Source organism: Nonomuraea sp. NPDC049709 (assembly GCF_040674815.1).
Taxonomy (GTDB): Bacteria; Actinomycetota; Actinomycetes; order Streptosporangiales; family Streptosporangiaceae; genus Nonomuraea.
Map to the genome: position 1 here is coordinate 15,437 of NZ_JBFANM010000093.1, position 25,841 is coordinate 41,277.

Sequence of the window (25,841 nt, forward strand, 5' to 3'; positions counted from 1 at the left end):
ATTGTTCAAGCGTTGTTGTTCGGCGTGCGGCGCGTGACACCGAACAACCCTCCTCCCCTATACCGGACACCGGCGGATCAATCGAGAGAGAGGACGAGAATGCTCAAGCGAAGGATCGCGGTCGCGGCGGCCGGGGTGGCGCTGGCCCTGAGCGTCCCGTTGTCCGCACCGGCCCAGTCCGCGTCATGGGACTGCCAGCCGGCGTCGGGGTTCTGCTGGTGGAACGCGCTCAACTTCCCGGGCCACCCGTGGTATTCGGCTCCGGTCCCGTCGGGGCAGTGCGTGAGGATCGCCGGCGTCGCCTGGTCGGTCTACAACCGCTCACCCCAGGAGCAGCGGGTGTGGGAATTCGACAACTGCACCGGAAGGAACGTCCTGGTGGGGATCGGGCAGGCGTTCAACCTGCCGTTCGGCGCCCACGGGCGGGGCGGCTACTGAGATGGGACGTCGTTCCACCGCGCTCCCATCGCCGTCGACCGGCACGCGGCGTCTGATGGCCGCCGCCGTCGGTCTCCTGATGGTCACGGGCTGCTCGGCCGGGGGAGGGGGCACCGCGGGCGCCGCCCCCCGGGCCGGGCCCGCAGACCTGCCGCCGCAGGTGACCGCAGGCGAGGCCCGCGTGCTGTGGGACGCCGAACAGTTGCTCGTACGCGACTGCATGGCGCGGCACGGGTTCCAGTACTGGGTCGTACCGCGGGACTCGATCCCCGAGAACCGCGACTTCCCCTACGTGGTGGACGACCTCGGCTGGGCCCGCCGGCATGGCTACGGCGGTGACATCCTCGAACGGATCGACCGGCTGAGGGATCAGAATCCGAATCGCCGGTATCTCGAAGGCCTGCCCGCGCAGCGCCGGAGAGCCGCCTTCGCCGCCCTGTACGGCGAGGGGCCGCAGTCCTGGGCGGCGACCCGCCGCCCCGATCAGCTGGAGGCCCGGCTGCCCACGGGGGGCGTCGTCCGTAGGAACGCGGCGAGCTGCACCTCGGAGGCGCCAGGGCGGTTGTACGGCGACCTGGCGACGTGGTTCCGGGCCACCCGGGTGGTGCAGAACCTGGCCGATCTCCGCAGGGCCCGAGTCGTGCAGGACCCGCGCTTCACCGCCGCGGTGGGGGCGTGGTCGAGGTGCATGCGAGGGCGCGGCCATCCGTACGCTCACCCGCGCCTGACGCGCGCGGAGTCCGTCGCGGGTGGGCCGGCGGGACCGGCCGCACGGAAGGCGCGTGAGAAGCAGATCGCCACCGCGGTCGCGGAGGCGATCTGCGCCGGCGAAAGCGGCCTGTCGGCCGTGGCTCGCGAGCTGGACGAGAAGTACGCACGGGAGCTCGTGGCCCGCTACCGGCCGGACGTGATCGCCGAGCGGCGCATGCGACGGGACGCGCTCCCGATGGCCCTCAGGATCACCGCCGCCGGTCGAGGTCACGCACCGTCCTCCACGCCCGGCATCGTCCGAGCCACCCCTTGAGCCACCTTCCGTAGTCAATTCGGCGACCAACACGAAGGGGAAAGTCATGAAGAGAACCACCGGAGCCTTGGCGGGCCTGGCCGGCGCGATCCTGATCCTGGCGGCTACGCCGGGGGCGGCCTCCGCGGTGCCGCCCGGCCCCGATTCGTCCGGCACGGCGACGCCCGTCCCGAGCGATGCCGCGCGCAAGCCCGTGCCCCCTGGCACGACCGACACGGCCGAGAAGGCCGGGGTGCTGGCCGACGGTTACATCAACGTCTGGGAACACGCCATGTGGGACACCGAAGGCGGTCTGTGGTGCAAGTGGCTGGGCAATCACCGGTTCTGGGAGGACGCATCGGGAGATACCTGGGAAGGCTCGACACCAGGCATCTGCAAGTCCGATAGCCACTCGTTCGACAACGTGGCCACGTCGATGTACAACACCGGTTTCCCGGGCGAGTTCGACGACGTGCGGTTCTTCAAGCACGCTCATTACGCTCAGCCGTCGATGTGCCTGGGCAACGGCGACCACTGGGGCAATCTCGCGCTCGGCTGGGAGATCTTCAACGACGGGTCCTACGCCAACGACGAGATCTCCTCCCATCGATGGGTGGACAGCTGCTCGTTCTGACGGCCCCGCGGGGCGTGCCCGCCGGCGCAGGTGCGCAAGTCCGCGATGCCCATCGGTGTCCGGATCGTCGCCCCGCCCGGCGGGCCGCACCTGCTGGGGTCTCGCCGCCCGGCTCCAGGAGGCCCGCCCGCCGCTCGGACTGCCGGGCTGCTCCTGAAACGTCCTTCATGGTCGCTTCCCCGGAAATCGTCGCCTCCACCCTCTAGGGTCTCGTGGCATGATCCAGCCCACAGACCTGACCGACCTGCGCGCCAAGCTGGCGACCGTGTCCTCGGCGAACGCGTGGAAGGCCGTCCGGCGGCTCGCGCTGGGCAGCCGGGATGGTGACGCGCTCGCCCTGGCCGCCGACTATGCCGAGGTCGCCAAGCCGTCCACGGACAATCTGCTCAGGCTCTGGCCGCAGGCGCTCGACCCCGACGGCTTCGCCGGGCACGTGCTGGCCCCGGCCTTCGACGCCGAGGGGCGTACCGAGCTGGTGCTGCGCCGGCAGGGCTCGCTCGCGGGGCTGCGTCACCTGACGATGCTGGAGAGCCTGACCCTCGACCACTGCAAGACACTGACGGACCTGTCCGAGGTGGCCCCGCTGACCGGGCTGCGCGCGCTGGAGCTGGACGGCTGCGCGGCCGTCAGCGATCTCCGGCCGCTGTCCGGGCTCACCGGCCTGACGAGCCTGCTGCTCCGCAACTGCCGCCAGGTGGCCGACCTGTCCCCGCTGCTCGGCCTGCGCCACCTACGCCGGCTCGACCTGCGGGGCACCGCGGTGGCGAGTGTCGCGGGGGTCGGTGACGCGTTCCCCGATCTCGAAGTGCTCGATCTGAGCGGCTGCCGGTTCGTCGACGACGTACGCGGCCTGTCGGGGCTGAGCCGCCTGAGAGAGCTGGACCTGAGCCGCACCAAGATCACCTCCCTGGAGGGGTTGCGCGACCTCGGCTCGGTCACCGAGCTGAGCCTGCACAGCACCCGCCTGACCGGCCTCGACGGCATCGGCGTCATGACGGAGCTGGAGACGCTCTGGCTCGGCGGCAGCACGAAGGTGAAGAGCCTCGACGGCCTCGGCCACCACCCCCGGCTCACGGCCCTTGGCCTGCCGCCCGCCCCGCTCCCCGACCTGCGCCCGCTGTCGCGGCTGCCCGCGCTGGAGCGGCTGACCATCGACCGGGACCAGCGGCTCACCTCGCTCGACGGGCTCGAAGGGCACCCGTCGATCGAGGAGCTGCACCTGGCCTACGCGGAGGACCTGCGCGACTTCTCGGCACTGGCCCGCATGCCCGCCCTGCGGACGCTGACGCTGCAGGGCCTCGAACAGCTCGCCGACCTCACCCCGTTCTCGGGGCTGCTCCACCTGGAGGAGCTCCACGTGGCCTACACCGACGAGCTGCGCACCTTCGGCGACGTCGAGCGCCTGCCCTGTCTGCGCAGGCTCGACCTCGACTCCTGCTCCAGGCTGAGCGACCTTGGTGCGATCACCGGCTTCCCGTCGCTCAAGGAGGTAAGGGTGTCCGGCTGCCGGGCGCTGCCGTCCGACCTCATCGACGACCTGAGAGCCCGCGGCCTGCTCCTGGCGGATTGACGCCCCCGCCGGCCGGCACCCTCCAGGCGCGGCGCCCATGATTGCCATCGCTTCCGTGGTCGGTGCTCGCCGCTTGCCGGGCATGGAACAGCTACTTTGTGATACCGTATAGCGGTACTCGTTGGTGCAGAGTACCAGGAGGATCGAAGAGGACCCACGATGGACGACCTGACGGAGATGCTGAAGGGCACGCTTGAGGGCTGCGTGCTGGAAATCATCGGCAGCGAGGAGACCTACGGGTACGCCATCACGCGTCGGCTGAACGAGCTCGGCTTCGCCGACGTCGTCGAGGGGACGGTTTACACCATCCTGCTGCGACTGGAGAAGAACGGGCTCGTCCAGGTGACGAAACGACCGTCCGAGCTGGGCCCGCCGCGCAAGTTCTATGCGCTCAACGACGCGGGGCGCGAACGACTCGCGACGTTCTGGGCGAAATGGGAGTACATCACATCACGGATCGACAAGCTGAAGGAGGGTGGGGGATGAACTTCTGGGAGGCCATGACCGGCAGCGATCTCACCAGGGATTGGAAGGCGTTCGAAGTCCGGGCCGAGGCATTGCCGGCCGACTACCGGGCGGCGTGGGAACAGATCAAGGGTCATCTTTTTCTCTACGGGGACTTCACCGGCCGCAACCTGATGCCGATCTTCGACGGTGCTCTGGGGCTGCTCGAGGAGACAGCGGCGGACGGGCAGAGCATTCACGAGGTGCTGGGTGACGACATCGGAGGCTTCTGCGCGGCGCTGGCCGGCGGAGAAGGGGCCCGGACCTTTCGCGACCGGTGGCGCGAGCAGCTGAACAGGAACGTCGCCAGGAAATTGGGCCGGCTAGGAGGCTGACGTGGGCATCCAGGACATCATCGAGGGCAAGAAGCAGTGGCGGGCGCACATGGCGCGGGTCAAGGCGCTCCCGCCGGACTACCAGATCGTCTACAAGGAGATGCAGAGGTACCTCTTCAAGGTCGGGCCGGTCGAGCTGACCGACGGGTCCCTGCTCTCGGGGATCGTCGATTTCTTCGAGGAGGGCGTCGCGGCCGGCAAGGGAGTCCTGGAACTCATCGGCAACGACGTCGCCGCCTTCGCCGACGACCTCATCAAGGACTCGCGCACCTACGCGGAGATCTATCAGGAGTCCCTCAGCGGGAAACCCGGCACGGCCGAGAAGTAACACCCGGTGGGCGCTGGGCCGTGCAGGACAAATGATGTGCCGAAGCTCCCCGCTCGCGTAAGTGGCTGCGTCACCTTTCGCCGATGAACATGAGCGGCTGCGTTGGTGAGGGAAGCCGCGACGAGAATGCTCACAAGCCATCACCTTGAGATGGCCGCCGGATCGGTCACACCCTCATGGCGGTCGCTTGCTCGCGATCGGAGTCGGAGCGGGACGCCGGAACTCGGGCGTCCCGCTCCGGACGGATTCACCCCCCGGCGGCGTCCACTATCGGTGAAGCCGCTGCACCGGAACGCACTCGAGCGGCCTCACGGGGTCTGCTCGTCGATCTCGCACCTGGTGAAGACCCATGTGTGGCCGCCGCTGTTCTTCAGCGACCAGTACGTCCACGCCGTGGCGGTCAGGTCGACGCTGACGGTGAAGTCGAGCGTGATCGCGCCTCCGGCGACGTTCGCGGTCTGCGTGCCGCCGCCGTTCGGGGTGATGAGCTGGTACTGCGTGCTGGCGGCGTTGGTGGTGTTGAGGTGGAAGCGCAGCCGGTAGGTGTGCGGGTTGCCGTCGGGCACCCGTACGTACGGCACCACCAGCTGGCCCACCGAGGCCGGGATCACGTCCGGGTTGAAGGCGACGTTGTTCGGGGTGAAGACGTGCACCCCGTACAGCAGGAGCTGGGTGTCGGCCGAGGTGACGTGCTGGGGGTCCACGGTGCCGACCGGCGTCCAGCCGAATGCCGTGCCGCTGTGCGCGCCTGCGCCGGGCGCCAGCGCCGCCCAGAGCAGCACGGCCGCCAGGCTCGCCAGCACTGATCTCCTTGCGGTGGTAGCCATCGAGCGCTCCCTTGCGGTCGTCGTCGTGTCGCGGGGATGTGCCTCACCGATGCTGAGCGCGAAGCGGCCGGAGGAAAACTGCCCGCTGGGGAACAGCTGACGTCCCAAACGGCCGCAATCTCGTCCTACGTGGGGCACTCGCGGCTCGGCCGGCGGCAACAGCTGCGATGGTCAGGTGAACCGCGCGTTGACGTGACCGTGCTGGCGCACTTCGCTCGCTCGTCTGCAGGCTGGACGGGCGCGGTCGCTCAACGGTGAGCTCCCACAGGCTGGCGTCCTCACCGTCGGAGCCGGCGCGGGGGAGTGGGGGGGCGAGCCGTCACGCGCTGGCCGCTGCTCTCCAGCGGCGCAAGATGGCGTCGTCGTCGGGGCCGCCATGCCAGGATTCCGCCTCGTCGACGGCGTGGGGCAGCCAGTCCTGGTAGTCGGGTTCGTCGGGGGTGATGTCACGGGTGCCGTCGACGTGGGTCCCATCAGCCAGCACGGTGCAGGTGGGGACACGAAGGACGCCGCCGGCCAGCTTGATCGCGGTCATGTGCTTCGTCCCTTGCGTCTCATCTGCCACCGTCTCGTCCCCAGCATAGCCTCCGGCGCGCCGGGGCAGAGGGTGATGGTGTTCAGCCGATCCCATACTGTCCGGTGAACCAGGTGTAGGCCTGCTGGGCGGCGTGTTCGTCGGCGAACAGGTGGATGAGGCGTCGGGCCCGCCGCACCAGCACGCAGGCGAACGCCTCGGCGTACAGTTCGGTGACCATGGCCCGGTACGGAGGATCCAGCCGCTCGGCGCATGAGGCGTGCAGTGCTGTCCAGAACGGGCCTTGAGATGGCATGCCGTCCATGTCGTCGGTCGCGTGCCCGAGTTCATGTCCGGCCACGCTGGCCGATGGTGACGGCACGCTGCCCACCCCGATCGCGCGCCGCGTCGGGTCGTACACGCCCGCGCTGCGTTCCCACCCGCCTTGCTGGGCGGGCAGCGGTATGCCACGCAACTGCTCAAAGCCCGGTAAGTCCGGGACGGCACCAGGGCCCACGACGATGCCGCCGTCCAGATGCGCGGCCAGCCGGGTGCCGAGAGCGCGCGGCACCGCGGACAACGTCATGATCGCCAACAGGGTCTCGGCAGGAGGGAACGTTCCTGAGCCCCACGCCCGACGAACGCGAGCTTCGAGCGCACCTACATGCAGCCAACCTGGCCGTCCTCTGCTCTGGCTGGCCACACACGTCCTCGGGTGATCACGCTGACATCGGCCGACGCGCTCGACGCCTGAGCCTGGGGAGACACGGGCGTGAAGACACATCGTTGATCGGGAACTCTAATGGTCTGCCGGAGGAGGCGCATCCTCGCGGGCCGGCCGACCCGGCCGGCCCGCCGATGGGACGGACCAGCTGGGGCGCCGGTCGCAGGCTCGGCCGGCACAGGGGCGCAGGTGACGGGTCAACACGCCCGGCGCGCTCGCCCGCTTGCCGTCCGCCCCTTGCGGCCCCTTCGGTCAGTCGCTCGTCACAACGAGCAGTCCTGCTCCCGGTGGAGGTCGAGGGCGCGGAGCACGTCGGCGCAGGCTTCGGCGAAGCTTGCCAGCCGCTCGGGGCCAAGCACGTCGATGAACAGGGCGTGGACCATCTCGGTGTGCGCCGGAACGGCCTTGTTGATCGCCGCGTGTCCCTTGTCGGTCAGCAGGACATCGGGGTAACGGCGGTGGTCGGAATCGACCCGCTCGACCAGTCCGCGTTGTGCCATTCGGGTGAGCTGGTGGGACAGGCGGCTCTTCTCCCACTGGGTGGCGGCGGCCAGTTGCGCGACGGGCATCCGCCGGTCCGCCGATTCCGCGAGCCTGACCAGGACCTCGAAGTCGGCCGCGGACAGCTCGTAGTCGCGCTGCACGTGCTGCTGCAGGTGTGAGCCGAGGTGCTTGGACATCTCGATGTAGGTGCGCCACATCCGGTCGGCCTCGCCGAGGTCCTGCTCCCATCCCATGACGACCATGGTACCCGCTGGTTGACGTATCAACCCAGCGCGGTATGGTGCCTAGGTTGATACATCAACCTGAATCGAGGGAGTTGTTCCGGTGAGCGAACAGCAGATCATCGCGGTGGTAGGCGCGACCGGCGCTCAAGGGGGAGGCCTGGTCCGCGCGATCCTGGCCGATCAGAGCGGGCAGTTCGCCGCGCGGGCCCTTACCCGGCACCCGGATTCGGCGCGGGCCGAGGAACTGGCCGCACTCGGGGCCGAGGTCGTCAAGGCCGACCTCGACGACGCGGCCGGCCTGCGCAAGGCGTTCGACGGCGCGCACGGCGTGTTCGTGGTGACCAACTTCTGGGAGCCGCGTACGGCCGAGGAGGAGCAGGCACGTCCCGCGACCACCAAGGAGCTGGAGCAGGCCGGTAACGCGGCGCGGGCTGGCCGGGACGCCGGCGTGCGTCATTTCATCTGGTCCACGCTGTCCGACACCCGGGGGTACTTCCGGCCGGGCGACGGCACGCCGACCTTCGACGGAACGTACAAAGTGCCGCACGCCGACGGCAAGGCCGAGGCTGACCGGCTCTTCCTGGACTCGGGGGTGCCCACCACATTCCTGCAGGCAAACGTGTACTACGAGGCGTTCCAGGACATGTTCGCGCCCCGGCGCGACGAGCAGGGCGCGCTGGTGCTGCAACTCGGATTCGGCGACGCGCGGGTGCCCGCGCAGGCCGCGGAGGATATCGGCAGGACCGCGCTCGGCATCTTCCGCCGCGGTGCGGCACTGGCCGGCAGGAGGGTGAGCGTCGCCGGCTCCGTGCTCACCGGGGCGCAGTACGCCGCCGCGCTGGGCCAGGCGCTCGGTGAGCCGGTGACCTATCAGGCGGTCAGTCCCGACCAGATCCGGGCCGCGGATTTCCCGGGCGCCGGGGAGGTCGGCAACATGCTCCAGTACCTGATCACGGCCGAGCAGGACATCGTCGACCTCATCGACGGCGAGCTACTGCGCGAGCTCAACCCGCAGTTGCAGTCCTTCGACACGTGGCTGGCCACCCACCGGGACGCCATCCCGCGCTGACCACGTCCAGCAGGGCGAAGGTAACCGCCCCCCCAACCGCCGCCGGCCGCGGTCTTGTACCGGTGAGATCGGAATTGGACGACGAGCATCCGCCGCAGGTCACAGGGGGTGACGGCGGCGGTGCCCGCCTCTGTACGTCCTGAGCGGACCGACCTTCGGCAAGCAGATCATGAGCATCCGCGTCGTCTCCGAGACGTACCGGGCACTGGCCGGGGCGGCGCGGGGCCGCCGTCCGCGCGCTCGTCTTCCCCGTGCGCGTCTGTGTGCCGGAGTTCGGGCTGGTCGTGCTACTGGTGGACGGCCTGTGGGCGGTGCCGGACCCGGCCGCCCACAGCTACGCGACCGCCTGGCCGGCGACACACTCGTGATCGGCGAGACCGGCATGCACCATGCCGACCTGCTGGTCTACGACGCGGGCACGGCTCTTGGCATCTACGCCGCCGTGGTCCTTCTCATCCCCATGCTGACGTTCAGCCTCGCCCTGCTGCCGATCCTCCTGCTGTATACACCGTTCGCGTTCCTGCTCATCGGCATGGTCGGAGTCGTCGTCGAACTGACAACGGAGCGGTCGCCGGCGACTCTCTCGTTCTGGTCCGGCTGGACGCTCTGCCCAGCCGTATACCTCGCGGTCTTTTTCTCACAGGTTGACGCCGCACCAGGACAGCACTCACGATCGCCCCATCATGGTCGGCCACCCTACGGGTCGTCGTCGCGGTGGCGACGGACCACGTCACCATCGCGCACGCTACCGCCGTCGGGTTCCTCCAGGGCATGGCGAGCGGGCTGACCAACAGGGGCGGGGATCGCCGCGTTCAGGGTCACGGCCGATCAGGCGCGGCCGTGGGTGCCCACCTCCACCACCTCGGCGTAGCCGGGACTGACGGCCGTCAGGGCGAGTCCCCCTCGCATCCGGCCTTGATCGGTGCCGCCTGGACGACTAGCCTGATCGCCGTGCTGCCGGACGGCGGGCCGAGGCGATCGCGTCACGCGGGAGGAGCCCCGACCACGACGAGCTGCTCGACCACGCCGCCATGGAGATCGGGACCGACTGACGATGAGCGCGGAAGAGGATTTCAAGCAGGTCGGCGCCGAGCTGGCCGACCTGGGTGTACGGATCTCCAGGATGATGGGGAGTCCCGCGCTCAAAGATCAGGCGGGGAAGGTGTTCGCGAGCCTGCAGGGCGACGGCGCGATGGTGTTCCGGCTGGTCAGGGACACCCCCGAACACACAGCCGCGCTCCAGCTGGCCGGGGCGTCCCTGTTCGATCCCTCGGGCCAGGGCAGGGCGATGAAGGACTGGGTGGTCGTGCCCCACTCCTCGGCCGAGCGATGGACGGATCTGGCCGAGGCCGCCCTCAGCCGCCCACGCTGATCAGTGGAATGACATGGGTGTCTCCTGGTCGTGGAGGTTCATGGTCTGCCATGGACGACAGGGACCGGCCGGAACCGCGCTGGCCGCCGGCGTCGGCGCTGCGGTGACGCGGCTGCTCTCCCTACCAGCGGGTACCGCTAGTGGCGGTCCTGCTGTTCCCCGACCCCGTTCCAAACGGCGGCCACTCGTTCCGCCGCCCGTACCGACCGGCCGTTCCTGGCGGCGGGGGCGCGGCGGGCCGGGTCGAGGGCGCCGGCCGGCGAGCGGCCCATGACCTTGCGCCAGCTCGCCGGGTCGGGCGTGATCAGCGCGACCCGTGCCCGGTCCCCCAGCTCGGCGATCTGCCGCTCCACACCCGGCATGACCCCGCCGCCCCGCGTCATCGGTGCGATGACCACGATGCGGTCGTATCCGGCGGCCACGTCCAGATTGGCCGGTGAGCGCATCCCGCCGTCGATGTAGCGGCGCCCGCCGATCGTGGCAGGCGGGCGGACGCCAGGACCGGCCGTGCTGGCGCAGACGGCGTCCACGAGGTCGACCCCGCTGGCCGCGTCGAAGTCGGCGGGCTTGCCGCTCTCCGCGTCGACGGCGGTGATGACCAGCCGCTTGTTCGGCCATTCCCGTACGTCGTCGCCGAGCAACCCCGCCACCTCCACCCGGCGTTCCTGCTCGGTGGAGGTCTTGGCGGCCAGCGCGATCCTGCCCATCCGGGCGCCGTACTCCTCGATCGTCTTCGACCTGGTCAACTGCCACACGATCCGGAACAGCCCGAACGGCGACGACTTCGGCGCCTGCTCGCCGGCCTGCGGGCGGAGCTGGCGGGCGTACAGGTCCTGGGGGTCGAGCCCCGTGGCGAGCTGCGCGCCGACCACCGCGCCCGCCGATGTGCCGACGATCAGGTCGGCCTCGCGCAGGTCGAGACCGTCCGCCGCGAGCGCGGCCAGCACCCCCGTCTCCCAGGCGATCCCGATCATCCCGCCGCCGCCCAGCACCACTGCCCTGCCTGCCATCTACGCGCTCCCTCGAAGCCCAGAACGTCACCGATCTCCCGCTCGGGCGCCTCGCGCCCGGCTCCCAGAGGCGACCTCCGCCCGCTCCGGCAGCAACACCCGGGCCCAACGCCATCCAGCGGTAACCGCCCGGGAGCACCTGTAACGTACGATCCGCCCGGTACTGCGGTGTAGGGACATATGTCATGAATTCCCGCCCCGTGCGGTGCCGCTGGGCGCTCGATCGTCTCCGCCTGCCATCCCCGGCCAGACGGTGCATCGTCGATGGACGGCTTGGGCCGCCAGTCGCCGCCATCGGCGGCCGCCGGTCATGTACAGGTTGCCGGTGGGCCGGTCCTCCGCCGCCAGCGGCGAGTTTGTCGGTGGGGTTCCCTACGGTTGTCGGCATGATCAACGCCTGGGACGCGGTCCGCGCGGCCATCGACGCCGAGGACCTCGCCGCCATCGCCGCGCTGCTGACCGGATTCGACGACGACCAGCGGCGCGAGGTGGCGCGCGAGTTGCCCCGCTACCTGCCGGTGGCGCAGCGGGCCGGCGAGCGCCGGGACATCGAGCGCCATCAGGAACACCAGGCCCGGTGGCGGGAGCTGGCCGTCCAGGCGGAGCAGGCGGGCAGGAGCGTATGGGAACTGCCCGAGGCGCTCGGGATGATCAACAACAGTCTTGTGGGCGCCCGCTGGATCGAGCCCCTGCGGGTGGCGGGGGCCGGCGCGATGGCCGGTGCCGCGGCCGTCGCCGGCTGGCTCAACAGGCGCGAGCTGGTCCGTGGCGGGACTGTTGACGGCTTCGACGACGTCCCGCCGATCCTCGACCTCGTCGCGTCCAGGCCGGCCGCCTGGCAGGAGGACCTCGCCGCACGGCTGGCGCTGCGCCTGCGCCAGGCCCGTCCGCGGTCGGACGACGGGCGCGTCCGGCTGGCACTCGCGCTGCTGCGCGCGACCGGGGTCGAACCTCCCCGGCACGACCCGCTCACCCTGGCCTGGATCATCGCCACGCCGGTTGCCGAGCTGGGCGCGGACCCGCTGCTCGACGCCATGGTGCCGAGGCTGTTCGAGGCCGAGGGTGCGGGCCGGTTGCTGCGCGGCGAGCGGGAGCTGGGTCCCGCTCTGGCCGCTCTGGCCGCCGCCGGCCGGATCAAGCGCGGGGCGCTGCTCGACGGCTGCCGCTCGCGCTTCCTGCGCGGTGGCCAGGCAGCCGACCTGCGCTTCTTCGTGGGCCTGCACGACCTGCTCGACCCGGCGGCCGAGGAGGTGCTGCCGCACGCGCGCGACTACGCGGCGATGCTCTCGCTCCCCGCGGCGAACGTCGCCGACCTGGCGTTACGTCAGCTCCGCCAGGTCGGGGGCACTCCGCCGGCGGAGGCCGTCGTGAGCCTGCTGTTCCGGCCGGAAGGCAGGCTCGTACGCGCCGGGCTGGCCCTGCTCGACCGGGTGCTCAAGGAGCCGTCCGAGGGCATCGACGCATACGCCCGCGCGCTGGCCGCCGCGCTGACCTGCGAGTCGGCCGAGGCCCGGGGACGGGCGGTGCACCTGGCCGTCAGGCACGCGGCGCGTTTCGGCGCCGAGGCGGCCGGGACGATCAGGGACACCGTGGCGATGCTGCCGTCCGGCCCGGGTGCCGTGCTGGCCGCTGTCTTCGGCGGTGAAGCGGTGCCCGAGCCGCCACGGCCCCGTTTCCAGCCCCCGCCGCTGCCGTCCGTGCCCGAGCCCGCGCGGATGCCCCTGATCACGGATGCCAGGATCCTGGCCCGGGTCGAGCTGCGCGAGTTCGACTGGGAGCAGCCGGAGCGGTGGCTCGACGGCTTCGTCCGGCTGGCGTCATGTGAGCAGCGGGGCACGCTGATCGCCGAGCTGGCCCCGCTGGCCGCGCGCTGCCGCGACCAGGAGTACCAGTGGACGCCGTGGTGGGACACCTTCACGTGGGCCGCCGCCATGGCGCGCGAGCTGATCGAACCGGGAGCCGAGCGCAGAGCCATGCCGGACGGGCGGGCCGACCCGGCACGACGCGTCCCGGAGCCGCAGCACACCGCCGTGTGGCGGTTCATGCCACTCGCCCGATTCGCCGAGGTCTACCAGGCGCTGCTGGACGGCCGGATGCCGCCGTACCTGCTGGCCACGCCCACACGCGCCAACGGGCTGCTGGAGGCGCAGGCGCTGGTCGAGCGGCTGGAGGGCTACGAGCGCGACGGCGTGCAGGCGCTGCCGCAGGACCTGCGGCAGGCGCTGCTGCGGCTGGGACGCAGCAGCGTGACCGGCGAAGCGGTGCGCAGGGCGGCGCGACTCACCGGACCGGACGGGAGCCTGGTGCACCGTTGGCTCACCGACCGGCCGGCCGACCCCCGGGCGGTGCTGCGCTGGACGACGCATCAGGATGATCCGCGCATCAACGCCGAGTTCGGGTTCGGACCGGAGTACGCGCAGCTGTTCGGGGACCTGCTCGTGCCGCGCCTGCACGATGAGCCCTGCGCGCTGCTGCTGCCCGTGCTCGCCGGCCATCGGGAGCTGGCGGCCGCGCGGTCGGTCTACGCCTTGATGTCCTCCTGGCCGATGAGCAAGCCCACCGCACGCGACCTCGACCGCCTGGTGCTCGCCGACGGACCCGGCGGGCCGGGACTTGCCCTGCTGCTGGCCCGCCACCTGCTGGAGGGGCCCGACGGCGACGGGGTGCGGCCGCTGCTGCTCCTGGCCGCCTCCGGCGGCCTGCCAGGCGCCGAGCTGGGCAGACAGCTGGCCGTCCTGCTGGAACGCGGGCATGGCCGCCCGGCCGACGCCATCGCCGCGCTCGCCGAGGCCGCCAGGCTGGGCGCGCACCGGGAGGTGTGGCAGGTGATGACCGGGCTGCTGCCCACGTACCTGCCGGGGCCTGGGGAACGGGCGACCGGCGTGCACACCCGGCTGCTGCGGCTGGCGGCCGAGGTCGCCGGATGGGCGGACGCGCGGGGCGAGCTGCCCGTGGTGGCCGAGCTGGCCGGCCGGACCCGTGCCAGCGAGCTGGTCCGCCAGGCCCGCGACCTGCACGCCCTGCTCACCGGCCCCGCCTGATCCGCCGGCGCTGCGGGCGGAGCGGGCGCGCACCCGTCGCCACCACGACCCCGGACAGGCATTCGGGACCGGCACGATCGCCGCCGACGAGGACCTGCGCGCCGCCTGCGCCGACGCCCTGCGCCGGATCGGGGGAGACGGTCCCGTGAACGGCACGGCGAGTCTTGTGCGGCGCCCTCGCCGGACCTTCGAGAGGGTCCCGTGAGCGGGCCATCTGCACACTGCCCCCGTTCGCCCCGCCGTCGTTCCCGAGCAGGGCGGCAGCCGCCACGGCGCCACGTACATCGCGGCCGTGGCCCAGGAGCACACGCCCTTCCCGACGCTGTGCTGGGACGCCGACGTGGCCGCGTGACCGGACATGCATGACGCGCGCCAAGCCGCCCACGCGCTGAATCCCCATGGCAAGGCGGCCTTGCGTGGATGCTGGAAGCCGCCGTAGCCCGCCGACGGTGAGGGCGAGGGGTGTCAATAGCGGCGGCCGACCTGGCATCCCTGAGCTCGGGTGCGCTGATCAGGCAGAGCGTTCGACGCCGCGGAGGCCTTGGCGGTGTGCTCCGCTCGGCCGGGCAAGATCGTCCAGGTCGAATGCCCACACACGGACCGGGGCCCTCGACGATGACGATCCTGCCCTCATCGCCGCCCAGGTCGTCGCCGACCTCGTCCGATGACGGCTACATCCCCTCGGCTCATCACGAACCACGGTTAGTGCCGAACGTGCGCGCGTTGTCTGCCGCACGTCTCGGTTTGCCGACGGCTGCCACCGTCCGTTGCGGCCGTGACACGACCATGACACGGCGCGGTCGAGGCGGGGATACGCCTGGCCGACAGTGGACGGGGTCGGACGGCGGGCCAGTTACGGAGCGCGCTGCGAAGCGATCCGGCCACCCGCATCGGGACGGCGCTGTACGGCCCGGGTGGCCCCGGCACCACGGTGTCGTCCTCATCAAGCAGGGCGAGACGAACCGGCCGGAGGTGTTGTGTCCGTCCGTCGGACAGAAAGTCACGGCGAAGATGATCAGGAAGAGGAGAAGGCGTGGCTGATGACAGGCAATGGGACCGGCGTTCGCTGCTGCGAGGCGCCGCCGTGCTGGCCGGCGCCGCCGCGGCCCCGCCGCTGCTGGGCGGCACGGCCACGGCGCTGGCCGGCGGCGGTGACGCGGACGCGCTGTTCAAGGCCGGCAAGTTCGAGGCGGCCGGCCGCGCGTACGAGGAGATCCTCGAGAAGGACCCCAAGAACCTGCACGCGGCCCGCCGGCGCGGCTATGTAGCACTGCTGGCCAATCGGTTCGCCGATGCCGAGAAATACCTCAAGACGGCCCTCGCCCTGGCGCCCGACGACAAGGACGCCAGCTACTTCCTGGCCGACTGCTACATCCGGCAGGACAAATTCGGCCTGTCCGCACCCCACTGGAAAGCGGCCGGCGAGGACGGCTACGCCACGTGGTTCGCGGCAGTCCGCGGCGAGGCGTATCAGGTCCACGGCGAGACCGCGCGGGTGCCATGGAAGCAGACGGATCCGATGCCGCTGGTGGAGGCCTCGGTCAACGGCGGACCGACGAAGCGCTTCACGTTCTACACCGGCGCCCCGAATCTGAGCATGCGCGCTTCGGTGGCCAAGGAGGCCGGGCTGAGCCCCGTGGCCAGTCAGCAGATCGATTTCGAGGGCGGCACCATATGGGCGTACTACGGGATACTGGACTCCTTCAAGCTGGGCGGCATCGAACTGCGCAACGTCCCGGTGGGCTGGTCGGCGACGGAGTCGGGCGACGATGTCGACACCGACAGCGACGGCCTGATCGGCACGTGGGTCTTCTACCACTTGCTGACCACCTTCGACTACGCGGGCCGGCAACTGATCCTGCGCCGCCGCACCCCCGAAACGGCCAGGAAGGCCCGCGCCGCCGCCACACGGGCGGGCGCCGAACCCCTGCCGCTGTGGCTGGCCCGTGAGCAGTACCTGCACAGCACGGGCAGCTTCGCCGGCGTCGCCGGCTCCCGCACAGGGGTGGTGGGCGTGAACTTCGGCGGAGGCAGCGAGATCGCGGCGGGCATGCGCGGGGAAACGGCCGAGCGGTTGGGGATCCGCACCGACTACGACCGCCAGGTCGGGACTTTTGCCCAAAGCCACCCGGCCGTCGCCTACCCCTGCTACCCGAAGGAGATCCGCCTCGGCAACGCCGTCGCCAGGGAGGTCTACTCCTACACGAACCCGAACCAGCCGGTCAACGTGCCCTCGCCCTATGGGACAGGGTTCGACACGATGGGCTGGTTCTCCCACTGCTTCTGGAAGCCCTACAACATCACCGTCGACTTCACGGACATGAACCTCTACATCGCCCGTGGCGAGGCCGCCTGATCACTGCGACTGCACGGGCGTCATGGGAGCTACCTGGAGCTGCCGGCTCCTACGGCCGAGGGGGAGAGGGCGGACCAGGTGCCCTCACCCCCGGCGCCCGGTGCCGCACCCGGGAGTGTCCCGGCCGCCGCCGCAGCAGCAGCCACGCGCGGTCGGAGCCCGGCGAGTTGCTGATCGAGCGGGGCCGTCAGCCGGCGTGCAGCGCCCTCCGGCTGGCGGCCCCGGCCGTCTCAGGGCAGGCGGCGATGAGGACGCACCTGCCGTCCCAGACGGTGAACGCGGCCTCGCGAATGACGACGCGGGCCGCCGTCGAGGACCTTCTCCAGGCACTCGAGCGTGTGGTCCGGGGCGAAGGTGTGGTCCACCCACAGCTAGGCCGCCCCCGATGCTGACAGCAATCAAGTGGCGGTATGTCGGCAATGCACCGTGGAGAGGTGCGTAGCCGCGCTGAGGTCACGGCCTGCGCAGTTCGCTGGCCGGCGGCTTCACAGCGGCGTCTCGGCTCGGAGGCGGCCGGCGTGGCGCTGCTGGTGCTCCAGGGCCACGGACAGGAACCTCTCGATCAGGGTCAGCTCAGCCGGCGTGAACCGGTCCAGCTCGGTGCGGGCGTCGGCCAGGACGGGGCCCCAAATCTCCTCGCTGAGTCGTTCGGCCCGTTCGGTCAGGTGTACGAGCACGCGGCGGCGGTCGGCCTCGTCCCGATGGCGTCGCGCCAGCCCGGCCCGCTCCAGCCTGTCGATGACGGTGGTCATGGCGCCTCCGGTGAGCCCGGCGGCGGCGGCCAGTTCGGTGGCGGTCAACGGCCCTCGGGCGCTCAGGCGGCTCAGGCAGCGCAGGTCGGTGCGGTTGATGCCGAGACGGCGTGCCGCCAGTTCGTCGATGACGTCGGTGGCGTCTTGAAGCTCCTGCACGGCCCGGGTGAGCGCGTCGATCAAATTTTGCTTTGACAATCTAATCCTTAGAAAATTAAAGTGTCTGCTCGTCGCACCTTACTCTCCCGGAGGCGAGCATGTCGAACCAGCAGATTGCCCTGCGCCCCGCCACCAGCGAGGACGTTCCCGCGCTCCTCGCGCTCATGGACTCCGTCCTCGACTGGCTCGTCGCCCGCGGCCGTACGCAGCAGTGGGGCAGCACGCCCTTCTCCCGCATCCCGGGCTTTCCCGGGAGGGTCGCCGACTGGACCGCCCAGGGAGCGATCACCCTCGCCCAACGAGGTGACGCCTGCGTGGGACTGCTCGCCCTGGGCCCCACCGCGCCGCCCCGTGTGCCGGCCGGGCTGGTGCCCGACGAGGCCATCTTCATCCACACCGTCATGTCCGACCGCGGACCCGAGGGCCGAGGAGTGGGCGCGACGCTCCTGGAGGAAGCCGAGCACCGCGCCAGAGCGTACGGATCTCCGGCCCTGGCCCTGGACCACTGGGCGGGCAGTCCCGAACTGGACCGCTTCTACGAGGAGCGCGGATACGTCAAGGTGGGCGCGTACGAAGACGAGCAGGAGGGACGGACCGTCCGGACCACCGTACGGGTCCGTCGGCTCTCTCCGTCCATGGAAAGGCCTGAGGGCTACGAAGAGTGAAAGATCTTGCCGGCATCGGTGTCGCGCCGACGGTCATTCGATATCCCGTCCCGCCCGACAATGATCCTTGGGCTTGCCGGCCACGACCGATCCTCGCACCGCGTCGCTCGATCTCGGCGTTCACTGTGGGCAGGCGTACCTGGTCGACGACACCGACGACCCCACGGGCCCGGAGGGCATACCCGCCGGCCATCGTGTGCCTCCCGTCGGGATCATACGGGTGGATGACGGCGGCGCCTTCCTGGTCAGAGGCCTGCACAGCGGAGCGGGTACGAGGACATCGTGGAGATCAGCTTGTAGTCCGAGGCCGGACAGCTGTCCTGTCAGCCAGTCGATCAGCTCGGTGACTCCATACAGGTGTTGATCAGGTTGTCGATCGCTTCATGCCAGGGCATGCCGGCGCCCCGCTGATAGGCCCTGGCATAGCCGGTGCGGCCGAGCCGGTCCACGAGGGTGGCCACGAGCGCGCTCAGCTCCAAATCACCGCAGTCGAAGGCGCCGCGGATGACCTCGCTCATGCCGAGCGCGGTGGCCGCACCCACCGGATCGCCCTCCAGCAGCAGCAGCCGGGCCAGGAGCTGGGCGGCCAGCGGAAGGTCCATGTTCACCTGTGCCGCCTGGACGGCGCCGGGCATCATCTCGCGCGCCCGTGTGGCGTCACCGGCAGTGAGGAGGTTCGCCGTCCTGGCAGGCAGCAGCAGGCTCTGACTCGTCTGTGCGGGAAGGCCTAACTCGCGGGCGGTCCTCTCCAGCCGGTCGAGTTCTCGATCGGCCCGGTCGATCTCACCGCAGCGGCGGTACAGCTCTGCCGAGCAGGCATGGACCTGGATCTCCAGCATGGGCAGACCGCGCTCCCACGCCCCCCGTTCCGCGGCTTCGAGGTCGTGCCCGGCGCCCTTCAGATCACCGGCGCGCATGCGCTCCGTGGCGAGCCCGAGCCGGGATGAGATCTCCTCCTGCCAGGCGAGGCCGGTGCTGATCGAGATGCTGCGCTCGTAGTCGGCGACCGCTTCGTCGTGCCGGCCCTCGATGGCATGAATCTGCGCCATGCCGTTCAGCGTCATCGCGGTCCACCACCGGTCGCCCGCCTCCTCGAACGCGCGCAACGCCCTCGCCGCCGCGCTCGCGCCGCCCGTCCAGTCTCCGCGGATACGGCTGCGCAGCGCCTCGACCAGGTGGATGTGCGCGATGGCCCAACCGTCAGAGCCGTCCCGGACCCGGGTGATCTCCCGATCGACCAGGTCGTCCAGGCCGGCCATGAAGGCCGCCGTCAGCGTCATGGTCAGCAGCATCGGATAGCGCAGCAGCGCGCCCGTCCGCGCACAGTCCTCCACCGCCGCCCGCAACTGCTCGGCGTCTCCTCCACCGGCCAGCAGGTGGATCGTGGTGAACGCGGCCCTGGCCGCCGGGGGCAGCACGTCGCCGTACTCCAGCACCCTGGCCACGTAGACATCGGCCCGGCCGTCATAACGCAGCGTGTCCCAGTACCAGTACAGCGGGCCGAGGATCCGGGCCGCCGCCTCGGCGTCGCCATCGTCGATGGCCGTCTGGAGGGCGTACACGAGGTTGTCATACTCGAAGTCGAACACCCGCAGCGACTCCACCTGCTGGTGCGAGCGCAGCAGCGGCTCGTGTCGCTCGGCCAGGCCGGCGTAGTGGCGCCTGAGCTTGTGCCGTACGGCTTCGCCCTCCTCGGCGCGGCGGAGTTCGCCGGCCGCGTAGGCCCGGATGGTCTCCAGCATCCGGTAGCCGTCACCGGCCCGCTCCACGATGGACTTGTCGACCAGGCAATCCAGCAGATAGGCGACATCTTCTACGGAGTCATCCGCACACACCGCCTCGATCGGGCCGAGACCGGCCTTGGCCGGAAACATCGACATCCGGCGGGTGAGTGTCCGCTCCTGGTCGGTGAGGAGGTCCCAGCTCCAGTCGATGACCGCTCGGAGCGTCTGCTGCCGCGGCTGGGCCGTCCTGTTGCCGGTGCCGAGCAGCCGGAAACGATCATCCAGCCGCCGGGAGAGCTCGTCGGCGTTCATCGTGCGCAGCCGAGCCGCGGCCAGTTCGAGGGCGAGCGGCAGGCCGTCCAGCCGGCGCACGATGTCCACCACCGGGCCCGCCGTCGATTCGTCCAGCGCGAAGCCGGGCCGTACGGCGATTGCCCGATCGAGGAACAGCCGTACCGCGCTCGCCTGCGCGGCGCGAACGGGATCGGCGTGTGCCGAGGGCAGGGCGAGCGGAGCCAGCCGGCACAGCGCTTCACCCATGACCTCCAGCGGCTCCCTGCTGGTGGTCAGGATGGTCAGGGTCGGCAGGCGCTCGAGCAGCTGCCAGGCGAACTCGGCCACGGCTTCGGAGATCTGTTCGCAGTTGTCCAGCAGGAGCACGCCCTCGCCACCGGCCAGCAGGGTGACCGATCGCTCGAGCGGCGTCCCCGGCGGCAGGGCCTCCGTCGTGGCGATCGTGCCCAGCACCGCCTCCGGCAACCCGTCCGGCGTGTCCACCCCGGCCAGGGGGACGAGCCAGACGCGGCCGCGCCGATGGGCCCGATGCCGGCTCGCCGCCTCCACGGCCAGGCGGGTCTTGCCCACTCCTCCGGGACCCACAACCGTGACCAGCCGCGAGCTCTCCAGCAGGCCGGCGAGCAGGTCCAGCTCCTCCTGCCGGCCGACAAGGCCGGTCAGCGGGGCCGGCAGCCGGCCCGGTGCCGCCCGGGGACGCTCCGACAGCTCGCTCTGGCCGCGCAACACCGCCAGGTGCGTCCTGCGCAGTTCCTCGGAGGGGTCGACGCCCAAGTCCTCGGCGAGCGTGCGGCGCACCTTCTCGAACAGGGCCAGCGCCTCGAACTGACGGCCGGCCGCGTGCAACGCCCGCATCGTCAGTACGGCCAGCCGTTCGCGCAGCGGATGCGCCGCGGTCGCCGCCTCCAGCTCGGCCAGGATCTCCACGTGGCCGCCCAGCAGCAGCTTCGCCCCGAACCAGTCCTCGGTGGCCGCGGCACGCAGCTCCTGCAGGCGGGCGGCAGCCGTACCGGCGAAAGGAACCTCGAGCACATCGGCCAGTGCGTCGCCCCGCCACAGCGCCAGCGCCTCGCCCAGCAGCGCGGCAGCCTTCCGGACGGCACCGGCGGCCAGTTCGCCGCGGCCCTGCTCGGCCAGCTTCTCGAAGCGGTAGGCGTCGACGTCCTCGGCGTGTACGTGCAGCCGGTATCCACCGGAGGCCAGCTCGACGACCTCGCTCTCGCCCAGCGCCCGCCGCAGCCGATACACCAGCGCGTGCAGCGCTCTGACGCTCTCCCGAGGCGGGCGATCGCCCCACAGCCCGTCGATGAGCGAACCGGCCGGCACCACCTCGCCGCCCGCCAGCGTCAGCCTGGCCAGCAGCGCACGAACCCTGATCCCGCCGACGTCGATCGGCGCCCCGTCATCGCCGTAGGCCCGCACCGGCCCCAGCACCTCAACCCGCATGGCCACCAGGCTATGAGGACCCGCTTACAGCGACCGCGCCGCCTGTCGTAGCGCTGTAAGAGCGCTGTCATCGCCGATCGGCATCGTCGAGACCGTCAACAACGGCTCTGCGGAAGGCACGACATGACAGGCAACGGGCACGACAAGACGCAGCGACTGCTCGAATGGGCGGTGGCCGAGCTCGGGATCCCCGGCATCGTCGCCGAGGTCAAGGACGCGGACGGCACCTGGTTCGGCACCGCCGGAGTGGCCGACCTCACCACCGGGGCCAGGCGCGAGCCGGGCGAGTGCCTGCCCATCGGCAGCGGCGGCAAGGCCTTCATCGCCGCCGCGATCCTCACCCTGGAGGCCGAGGGCCGGTTGGCCATCGAGGACCCGGTGAACAAGTGGCTGCCCGGCGTGCTGAACGCCGGTGGCTACGACGGCGACAGGATCACCATCAGGCACCTGCTCAGCAACACCGGCGGCCTGTTCGCCACCGGCCTCGCGCCGGAACTGATATCCGGCTACGCCAGCCGATCCCGATTCGCCGAGCACCGTTTCGACGTCTGGACCCTCGAGGACCTGCTGAAGCTGACGGTGTCCCAGCCGCCGGTCGCCCGGCCCGGCGAGCGCTTCGTCTACGCCAACGGCGGCTTCTACCTCGCCCGCGCGATCATCGAGAAAGTCACCGGCAACTCCTACGCCGACGAGGTCGAGCGCACCGTCATCCGGCCGCTCGGACTGACCGCCACCTACGTGCGCCCCGAAAGGGACACGGGATACCGCGGCCCGCACCCGCGCGCGTACTCCACCCAGTTCTACAAGGACGGCGTCGACCCGGCAGCCGTCACCCCGGACAACTGGGAGTCGATGATGGAGGAACCCGGACTCCAGCCACTCGACGTCACCGAGTTCAACACCTCCTGGGACCCCGGCAACCTCGTCTCGACCACCAGCGACATGATCCGCTTCATCAACGCCGTGGCCGGCGGCGGCCTGCTGCCACCCGCACAGCACCGCAAGATGTGGACCACGGTCTCCACCGAAGGCGCCGGCTGGCTGCCGCACACCCGCTACGGCCTCGGCCTGTTCGAACTCGACAAGGCGGCGACCGGCGGCCGGACGGCATGCGGCGTGGCCGGCAGCTACTGGGGCCACATGTTCTGCGCACTGGGCACCCCCGACGGCGAGCACACCATCGCCTTCCACACCAACACCGAGGCCGAGAGCAGCTTTGACCTCCTCTTCAAGCTCGCTGAAGCGGAGCTCGGCATCGCGATCGGCGCGTAAAACCAGGCTCGGGCAGCAGGGCATGTTCGCCCGGCTGCCCCTGCCAACTCAACCTCCGGCATATCAGGTGTCACTGCCTTGGTTCTGCCGCCCTGAGTGTCAATAGCGAAACGGCGTAGCTGTTGGTCGTCGCCGAGCCACTGAGCTGCGGCAGCGGATGCCACCGCGGCGGCCTCGTCGGCACCGGGCTCGGCGGCGTGGTGCTGGCGTTGAACTGTCGTGACGCCAAGGCGGCTGTGAGCTAGATCACAGTTGAGGTTGACCTCGGGTCAGGGTGCAAGCTCGGCGCAGCGGCGCGACGCCGACCCGGACATAACAACTTCGAAGGGCAAAACCACCATGACGATCACCCTTTCCGATCAGGACAAGAGCACCCTGCGGATTGCCGCGTACGGCGCCGTGACGCTGATGGCCGCCGCCGGTGCCGCCGGCAAGCCTCACAAGATCGCCACCACCGGCAGCATCGCGCTGGGCTCGGCCACCGGCCTGATCGGGCATGTGCTCGCCGACCACCCTGAGGGCAAGGATCTGACCGGCACGTCCGTGGCCGAGATCGCCGACCGCGTGCTGCCGGCCCTGACCGCGGCCATGAACCTCCTGAAGCAGCAGGATCCGGCCGAGGCCGGCAACTTCCGCAGCACCGTCCTCGTCGCTGTCGAGACCGCCCAGATGCACCAGGGCCGGCCGAGCCCCGCCACGGCCGAGATGGTCCGCAAGATCACCGAAGCTCTCGACGCCGCCAGGGTGGCCGTTGCGGACAGCGGGGCCGTGCCGGAAGCCGCGGCCGGTCAGGATCGCCCGGAGCTGCAGCAGGCGATCGAGGAGATCGTCGATACCGGTTTCCTCGGGGTGTCGCTGCGCGTGCACGATGAGCGGGGCGCGTGGGCCGGCAGCGCCGGGGCGGCCGAGCTGGGCGGGACCGCCAAGCCACCCATCAACGGGCATGCCCGGATCGGCAGCAACACCAAGACCTTCACCGCGACCCTGGTGCTGCAGCTGGTGGCCGAGGGCAAGATCGGGCTGGACATCCCGGCGGCCGACTATCTGCCCGAGTTCGGGCTGGACGAGCGCATCACGGTGCGGATGCTGCTGCAGCACACCAGCGGGCTGTTCAACTTCACCGGCGAGGTCTACGACGACGGGTCGATCGTGCACGGGATCCCCGTGCCCTACGGCACCACGGGCAGGGAGTGGGTGGACAACCGGTTCCACACCTACCGGCCCGAGGAGCTGGTACGTCTGGCGCTGTCCAAGCCGGCCCGGTTCGAGCCGGGCACGGGCTGGAGCTATTCCAACACCAACTACGTGCTGGCCCGGCTGCTGATCGAGAAGGTCACCGGCCGCTCGCTGGCCGAGGAGATGCAGCGGCGGATCCTGGGGCCGCTCGGGCTGTCGGGCACGGTGGTGCCGGACTCCTCGCCGGAGATCCCCGAGCCGCACACCCACATCTACTATCGCTACGAGGATGCCGGCCGGCAGAAGACGATCGACATCACCCGCCACAACCCCTCCTGGGTCTCCACCGGCGGTGACATGATCTCGACCAGCCAGGACCTCCACACGTTCATCACCGCGCTGATAGGCGGCAAGCTCCTGCCGACCCCACTGCTGGCCGAGATGTGCACCCCGCGCGCCACGGGCATCCCGAACTTCGAGTACGGCCTGGGAGTGATCGTCCAGAAAACGGACTGCGGCGGCACCGTCATCACCCACAGCGGCGGCACGGTCGGCTCCACGACGCTGATGTACATCACACCCGACGGCGGCAAAACCATGACCGCCGTACTGAACTGGGTGGCCGACGCCGACATGTCCATAGCGACAGCGCTCCGGAACGCCCAGCAAAGGCTCGTCAACGAGGTGTTCTGCGGTGGGCAGGCCGATCCGGCTCGGCCGGCGGACTGAACCCCCGTGACCCGTACGCCTCGAGAGGCGCCCCTTCCGGTCGTGCATCAGGTAGAACGCTAACTGGGAGCACATGCTCGGCTGTGGTCCGCCTGGTCGCCGAGCTCGAGCACAAGGCAGGATTTCGCCGATGAATGGAGTAACGATCGGGCAGGCGGCGGCATTCGTCGGCGTCACGGTGAAGACGGTCCGGCACTACCACAAGCTCGGCCTGGTGAAGGAGCCGGAACGCGACAGCTCCGGCTACCGCAGGTACGGCTCGGCCGATCTGTTGCGGCTGGTGCAGGTCCGGACGCTGGCCGCCGCCGGGGTGCCGCTGGCCGACATCGGGCCGATGCTCGACGCCGACGCCGCGCTGTTCACCGCCGCGCTCGCCGACGTCGAGCGGCAGCTCACCGAGCGGATCGAGGAGCTGATCGCGCGCCGTGACACGCTGCACCGGCTCGCCGACGGCGACCGGGCCCTGCTGGGCGACCGCGCCGTGGCGCTGCTGGAGCGGATGTCCGGCCTCGGCTTCCCCGCGGGGGAGGTGGCGGCCACCAGGGAGGGCTGGGTGCTGGCCAGGGCCCTGGTCCCGGAGGGCTTCGACGACTTCCTCACCCATGTCGAGCACGCCTTCGACGACCCCCGCTTCGTCGCGTTGAGCAAGCGCGCAATCGAAGCCACGGCATGGGAGCCGGACGACCCGCGCCTGACCGAACTCGCCACTGCCATTGCCGACCACTTCCTCGCCAACCCCGCACACCTGAAGATCGTGACCGGCCTGCAAGCCCGCACCGACGCCGCGGCCCGGTACGACCTGATCGCCCACCACGGCGAAGAGCAGGGATCGGCCGCGGCCCGGGGGGTCGCGCTCGTCGAGGCCAAACTCCGCGCCGCGGGCATCCATATCCCCAGGCCAGACACCCACTGACCGCGCCGGTCCCCGGGCCGAAGGACCGGGGGCCGGCCGGGATCTGCCGGCAGACACCGCTGGAGCGGCTCGTCCCGTGGTCAGTCGAAGTCGTCGTCGAAGGCGGCGCCGAGAGCGGCGGCGATCAGGCCGGGCAGGTCCGGGCGCCCGTCCTCCTGGGCCCAGGGGGTCGTACTGGTCGTAGAGCACCAGGTCTTCCTTGGTCGGGAAGTGCCGGTAGACGGTCATCGTCGAGACCCCGGATGCCCTGGCGACGTC

General features: G+C 70.7%; 23 protein-coding genes and 1 pseudogene. 16 read left to right on the forward strand and 8 right to left on the reverse strand.

All coding sequences use genetic code 11. From position 1 onward, the window contains the following. The first annotated feature begins 99 nt into the window (after nucleotides 1-99). The 7 genes from AB0J69_RS52675 (at nucleotide 100) to AB0J69_RS52705 (ending at nucleotide 4,812) form a co-directional block, all read left to right on the forward strand. On the forward strand, nucleotides 100-438 hold the full coding sequence (locus AB0J69_RS52675; protein ID WP_364134725.1) for a peptidase inhibitor family I36 protein: 339 nt from the start codon (nucleotides 100-102) through the stop codon (nucleotides 436-438). A gap of 55 nt (nucleotides 439-493) precedes the next feature. Beyond that, entirely contained in the window at nucleotides 494-1,462 is a 969-nt protein-coding gene (locus AB0J69_RS52680; protein ID WP_364134728.1) for a hypothetical protein, read from the forward strand. Between the two features lie 46 nt (nucleotides 1,463-1,508). After that, entirely contained in the window at nucleotides 1,509-2,075 is a 567-nt protein-coding gene (locus tag AB0J69_RS52685) for a hypothetical protein (RefSeq protein ID WP_364134731.1), read from the forward strand. 217 nt (nucleotides 2,076-2,292) lie between these two features. Then, entirely contained in the window at nucleotides 2,293-3,645 is a 1,353-nt protein-coding gene (locus AB0J69_RS52690; RefSeq protein WP_364134734.1) for a leucine-rich repeat domain-containing protein, read from the forward strand. A 159-nt stretch (nucleotides 3,646-3,804) separates the two neighbouring features. Beyond that, a complete protein-coding gene (locus AB0J69_RS52695; protein WP_364134737.1) occupies nucleotides 3,805-4,131 on the forward strand; it encodes a PadR family transcriptional regulator in 327 nt (108 codons plus the stop codon). After that, nucleotides 4,128-4,484, forward strand: a complete 357-nt coding sequence (locus tag AB0J69_RS52700; RefSeq protein WP_364134740.1) for a DUF1048 domain-containing protein — start codon at nucleotides 4,128-4,130, stop codon at nucleotides 4,482-4,484. The genes AB0J69_RS52695 and AB0J69_RS52700 overlap by 4 nt, the downstream gene beginning before the upstream one ends. Nucleotide 4,485: 1 nt before the next feature. Further along, entirely contained in the window at nucleotides 4,486-4,812 is a 327-nt protein-coding gene (locus AB0J69_RS52705; protein WP_364134743.1) for a DUF1048 domain-containing protein, read from the forward strand. Nucleotides 4,813-5,120: 308 nt separating this feature from the next. Here the strand turns inward: AB0J69_RS52705 and AB0J69_RS52710 are convergent, their stop codons facing one another. The 4 genes from AB0J69_RS52710 to AB0J69_RS52725 all read right to left on the reverse strand — a co-directional run bounded on the left by AB0J69_RS52710 (nucleotide 5,121) and on the right by AB0J69_RS52725 (nucleotide 7,614). Further along, nucleotides 5,121-5,639 carry a hypothetical protein gene (locus tag AB0J69_RS52710; RefSeq protein WP_364134745.1) on the reverse strand — a complete coding sequence of 173 codons (519 nt, stop codon included), beginning with the start codon at nucleotides 5,637-5,639 and terminating at the stop codon, nucleotides 5,121-5,123. A gap of 319 nt (nucleotides 5,640-5,958) precedes the next feature. Then, the gene (locus AB0J69_RS52715) at nucleotides 5,959-6,174 is read right to left on the reverse strand and encodes a hypothetical protein (protein ID WP_364134747.1); all 216 of its coding nucleotides are present in this window, start codon (nucleotides 6,172-6,174) and stop codon (nucleotides 5,959-5,961) included. An 82-nt stretch (nucleotides 6,175-6,256) separates the two neighbouring features. Next, complete coding sequence (locus AB0J69_RS52720) at nucleotides 6,257-6,739, reverse strand: hypothetical protein (protein WP_364134750.1); 483 nt, start codon at nucleotides 6,737-6,739, stop codon at nucleotides 6,257-6,259. A 401-nt stretch (nucleotides 6,740-7,140) separates the two neighbouring features. Beyond that, on the reverse strand, nucleotides 7,141-7,614 hold the full coding sequence (locus tag AB0J69_RS52725) for a MarR family transcriptional regulator (protein ID WP_364134753.1): 474 nt from the start codon (nucleotides 7,612-7,614) through the stop codon (nucleotides 7,141-7,143). 91 nt (nucleotides 7,615-7,705) lie between these two features. Between AB0J69_RS52725 and AB0J69_RS52730 the strand changes: the two genes are divergently transcribed. The 3 genes from AB0J69_RS52730 (at nucleotide 7,706) to AB0J69_RS52740 (ending at nucleotide 10,046) form a co-directional block, all read left to right on the forward strand. Next, nucleotides 7,706-8,674 (forward strand): NmrA/HSCARG family protein, encoded by a 969-nt coding sequence (locus AB0J69_RS52730; protein ID WP_364134756.1) that lies wholly within the window; start codon nucleotides 7,706-7,708, stop codon nucleotides 8,672-8,674. Between the two features lie 364 nt (nucleotides 8,675-9,038). Beyond that, a complete protein-coding gene (locus AB0J69_RS52735) occupies nucleotides 9,039-9,461 on the forward strand; it encodes a hypothetical protein (RefSeq protein ID WP_364134758.1) in 423 nt (140 codons plus the stop codon). Between the two features lie 267 nt (nucleotides 9,462-9,728). Then, nucleotides 9,729-10,046: a hypothetical protein gene (locus tag AB0J69_RS52740; protein ID WP_364134761.1), complete on the forward strand. Its 318-nt coding sequence runs from the start codon at nucleotides 9,729-9,731 to the stop codon at nucleotides 10,044-10,046. Nucleotides 10,047-10,183: 137 nt separating this feature from the next. On the opposite strand, the gene AB0J69_RS52745 is transcribed toward AB0J69_RS52740, so the two are convergent. After that, the gene (locus AB0J69_RS52745) at nucleotides 10,184-11,056 is read right to left on the reverse strand and encodes a patatin-like phospholipase family protein (protein ID WP_364134764.1); all 873 of its coding nucleotides are present in this window, start codon (nucleotides 11,054-11,056) and stop codon (nucleotides 10,184-10,186) included. Between the two features lie 386 nt (nucleotides 11,057-11,442). On the opposite strand from AB0J69_RS52745, the gene AB0J69_RS52750 reads away from it, so the two are divergent. Beyond that, complete coding sequence (locus AB0J69_RS52750) at nucleotides 11,443-14,097, forward strand: hypothetical protein (RefSeq protein ID WP_364134767.1); 2,655 nt, start codon at nucleotides 11,443-11,445, stop codon at nucleotides 14,095-14,097. Between the two features lie 1,033 nt (nucleotides 14,098-15,130). Beyond that, a complete protein-coding gene (locus AB0J69_RS52755) occupies nucleotides 15,131-16,453 on the forward strand; it encodes a tetratricopeptide repeat protein (protein WP_364134770.1) in 1,323 nt (440 codons plus the stop codon). Nucleotides 16,454-16,938: 485 nt separating this feature from the next. Here the strand turns inward: AB0J69_RS52755 and AB0J69_RS52760 are convergent, their stop codons facing one another. After that, the gene (locus AB0J69_RS52760) at nucleotides 16,939-17,403 is read right to left on the reverse strand and encodes a MarR family transcriptional regulator (RefSeq protein ID WP_364134773.1); all 465 of its coding nucleotides are present in this window, start codon (nucleotides 17,401-17,403) and stop codon (nucleotides 16,939-16,941) included. 59 nt (nucleotides 17,404-17,462) lie between these two features. Between AB0J69_RS52760 and AB0J69_RS52765 the strand changes: the two genes are divergently transcribed. Continuing rightward, nucleotides 17,463-18,029 (forward strand): GNAT family N-acetyltransferase, encoded by a 567-nt coding sequence (locus tag AB0J69_RS52765; protein ID WP_364134776.1) that lies wholly within the window; start codon nucleotides 17,463-17,465, stop codon nucleotides 18,027-18,029. Between the two features lie 335 nt (nucleotides 18,030-18,364). Here AB0J69_RS52765 and AB0J69_RS52770 read toward each other — a convergent pair whose 3' ends face one another. After that, a complete protein-coding gene (locus AB0J69_RS52770; RefSeq protein WP_364134778.1) occupies nucleotides 18,365-21,493 on the reverse strand; it encodes a BTAD domain-containing putative transcriptional regulator in 3,129 nt (1,042 codons plus the stop codon). Nucleotides 21,494-21,616: 123 nt separating this feature from the next. On the opposite strand from AB0J69_RS52770, the gene AB0J69_RS52775 reads away from it, so the two are divergent. The 3 genes from AB0J69_RS52775 (at nucleotide 21,617) to AB0J69_RS52785 (ending at nucleotide 25,583) form a co-directional block, all read left to right on the forward strand. Beyond that, entirely contained in the window at nucleotides 21,617-22,765 is a 1,149-nt protein-coding gene (locus tag AB0J69_RS52775) for a serine hydrolase domain-containing protein (RefSeq protein ID WP_364134781.1), read from the forward strand. Between the two features lie 258 nt (nucleotides 22,766-23,023). Next, a complete protein-coding gene (locus AB0J69_RS52780; protein ID WP_364134783.1) occupies nucleotides 23,024-24,670 on the forward strand; it encodes a serine hydrolase domain-containing protein in 1,647 nt (548 codons plus the stop codon). Between the two features lie 130 nt (nucleotides 24,671-24,800). Then, nucleotides 24,801-25,583, forward strand: coding sequence for a MerR family transcriptional regulator (locus AB0J69_RS52785; protein WP_364134786.1), 783 nt, complete (start codon nucleotides 24,801-24,803; stop codon nucleotides 25,581-25,583). Nucleotides 25,584-25,775: 192 nt separating this feature from the next. On the opposite strand, the pseudogene AB0J69_RS52790 reads toward AB0J69_RS52785, so the two are convergent. Next, nucleotides 25,776-25,841, reverse strand: a pseudogene (locus AB0J69_RS52790) (TetR/AcrR family transcriptional regulator); the annotation flags it as partial.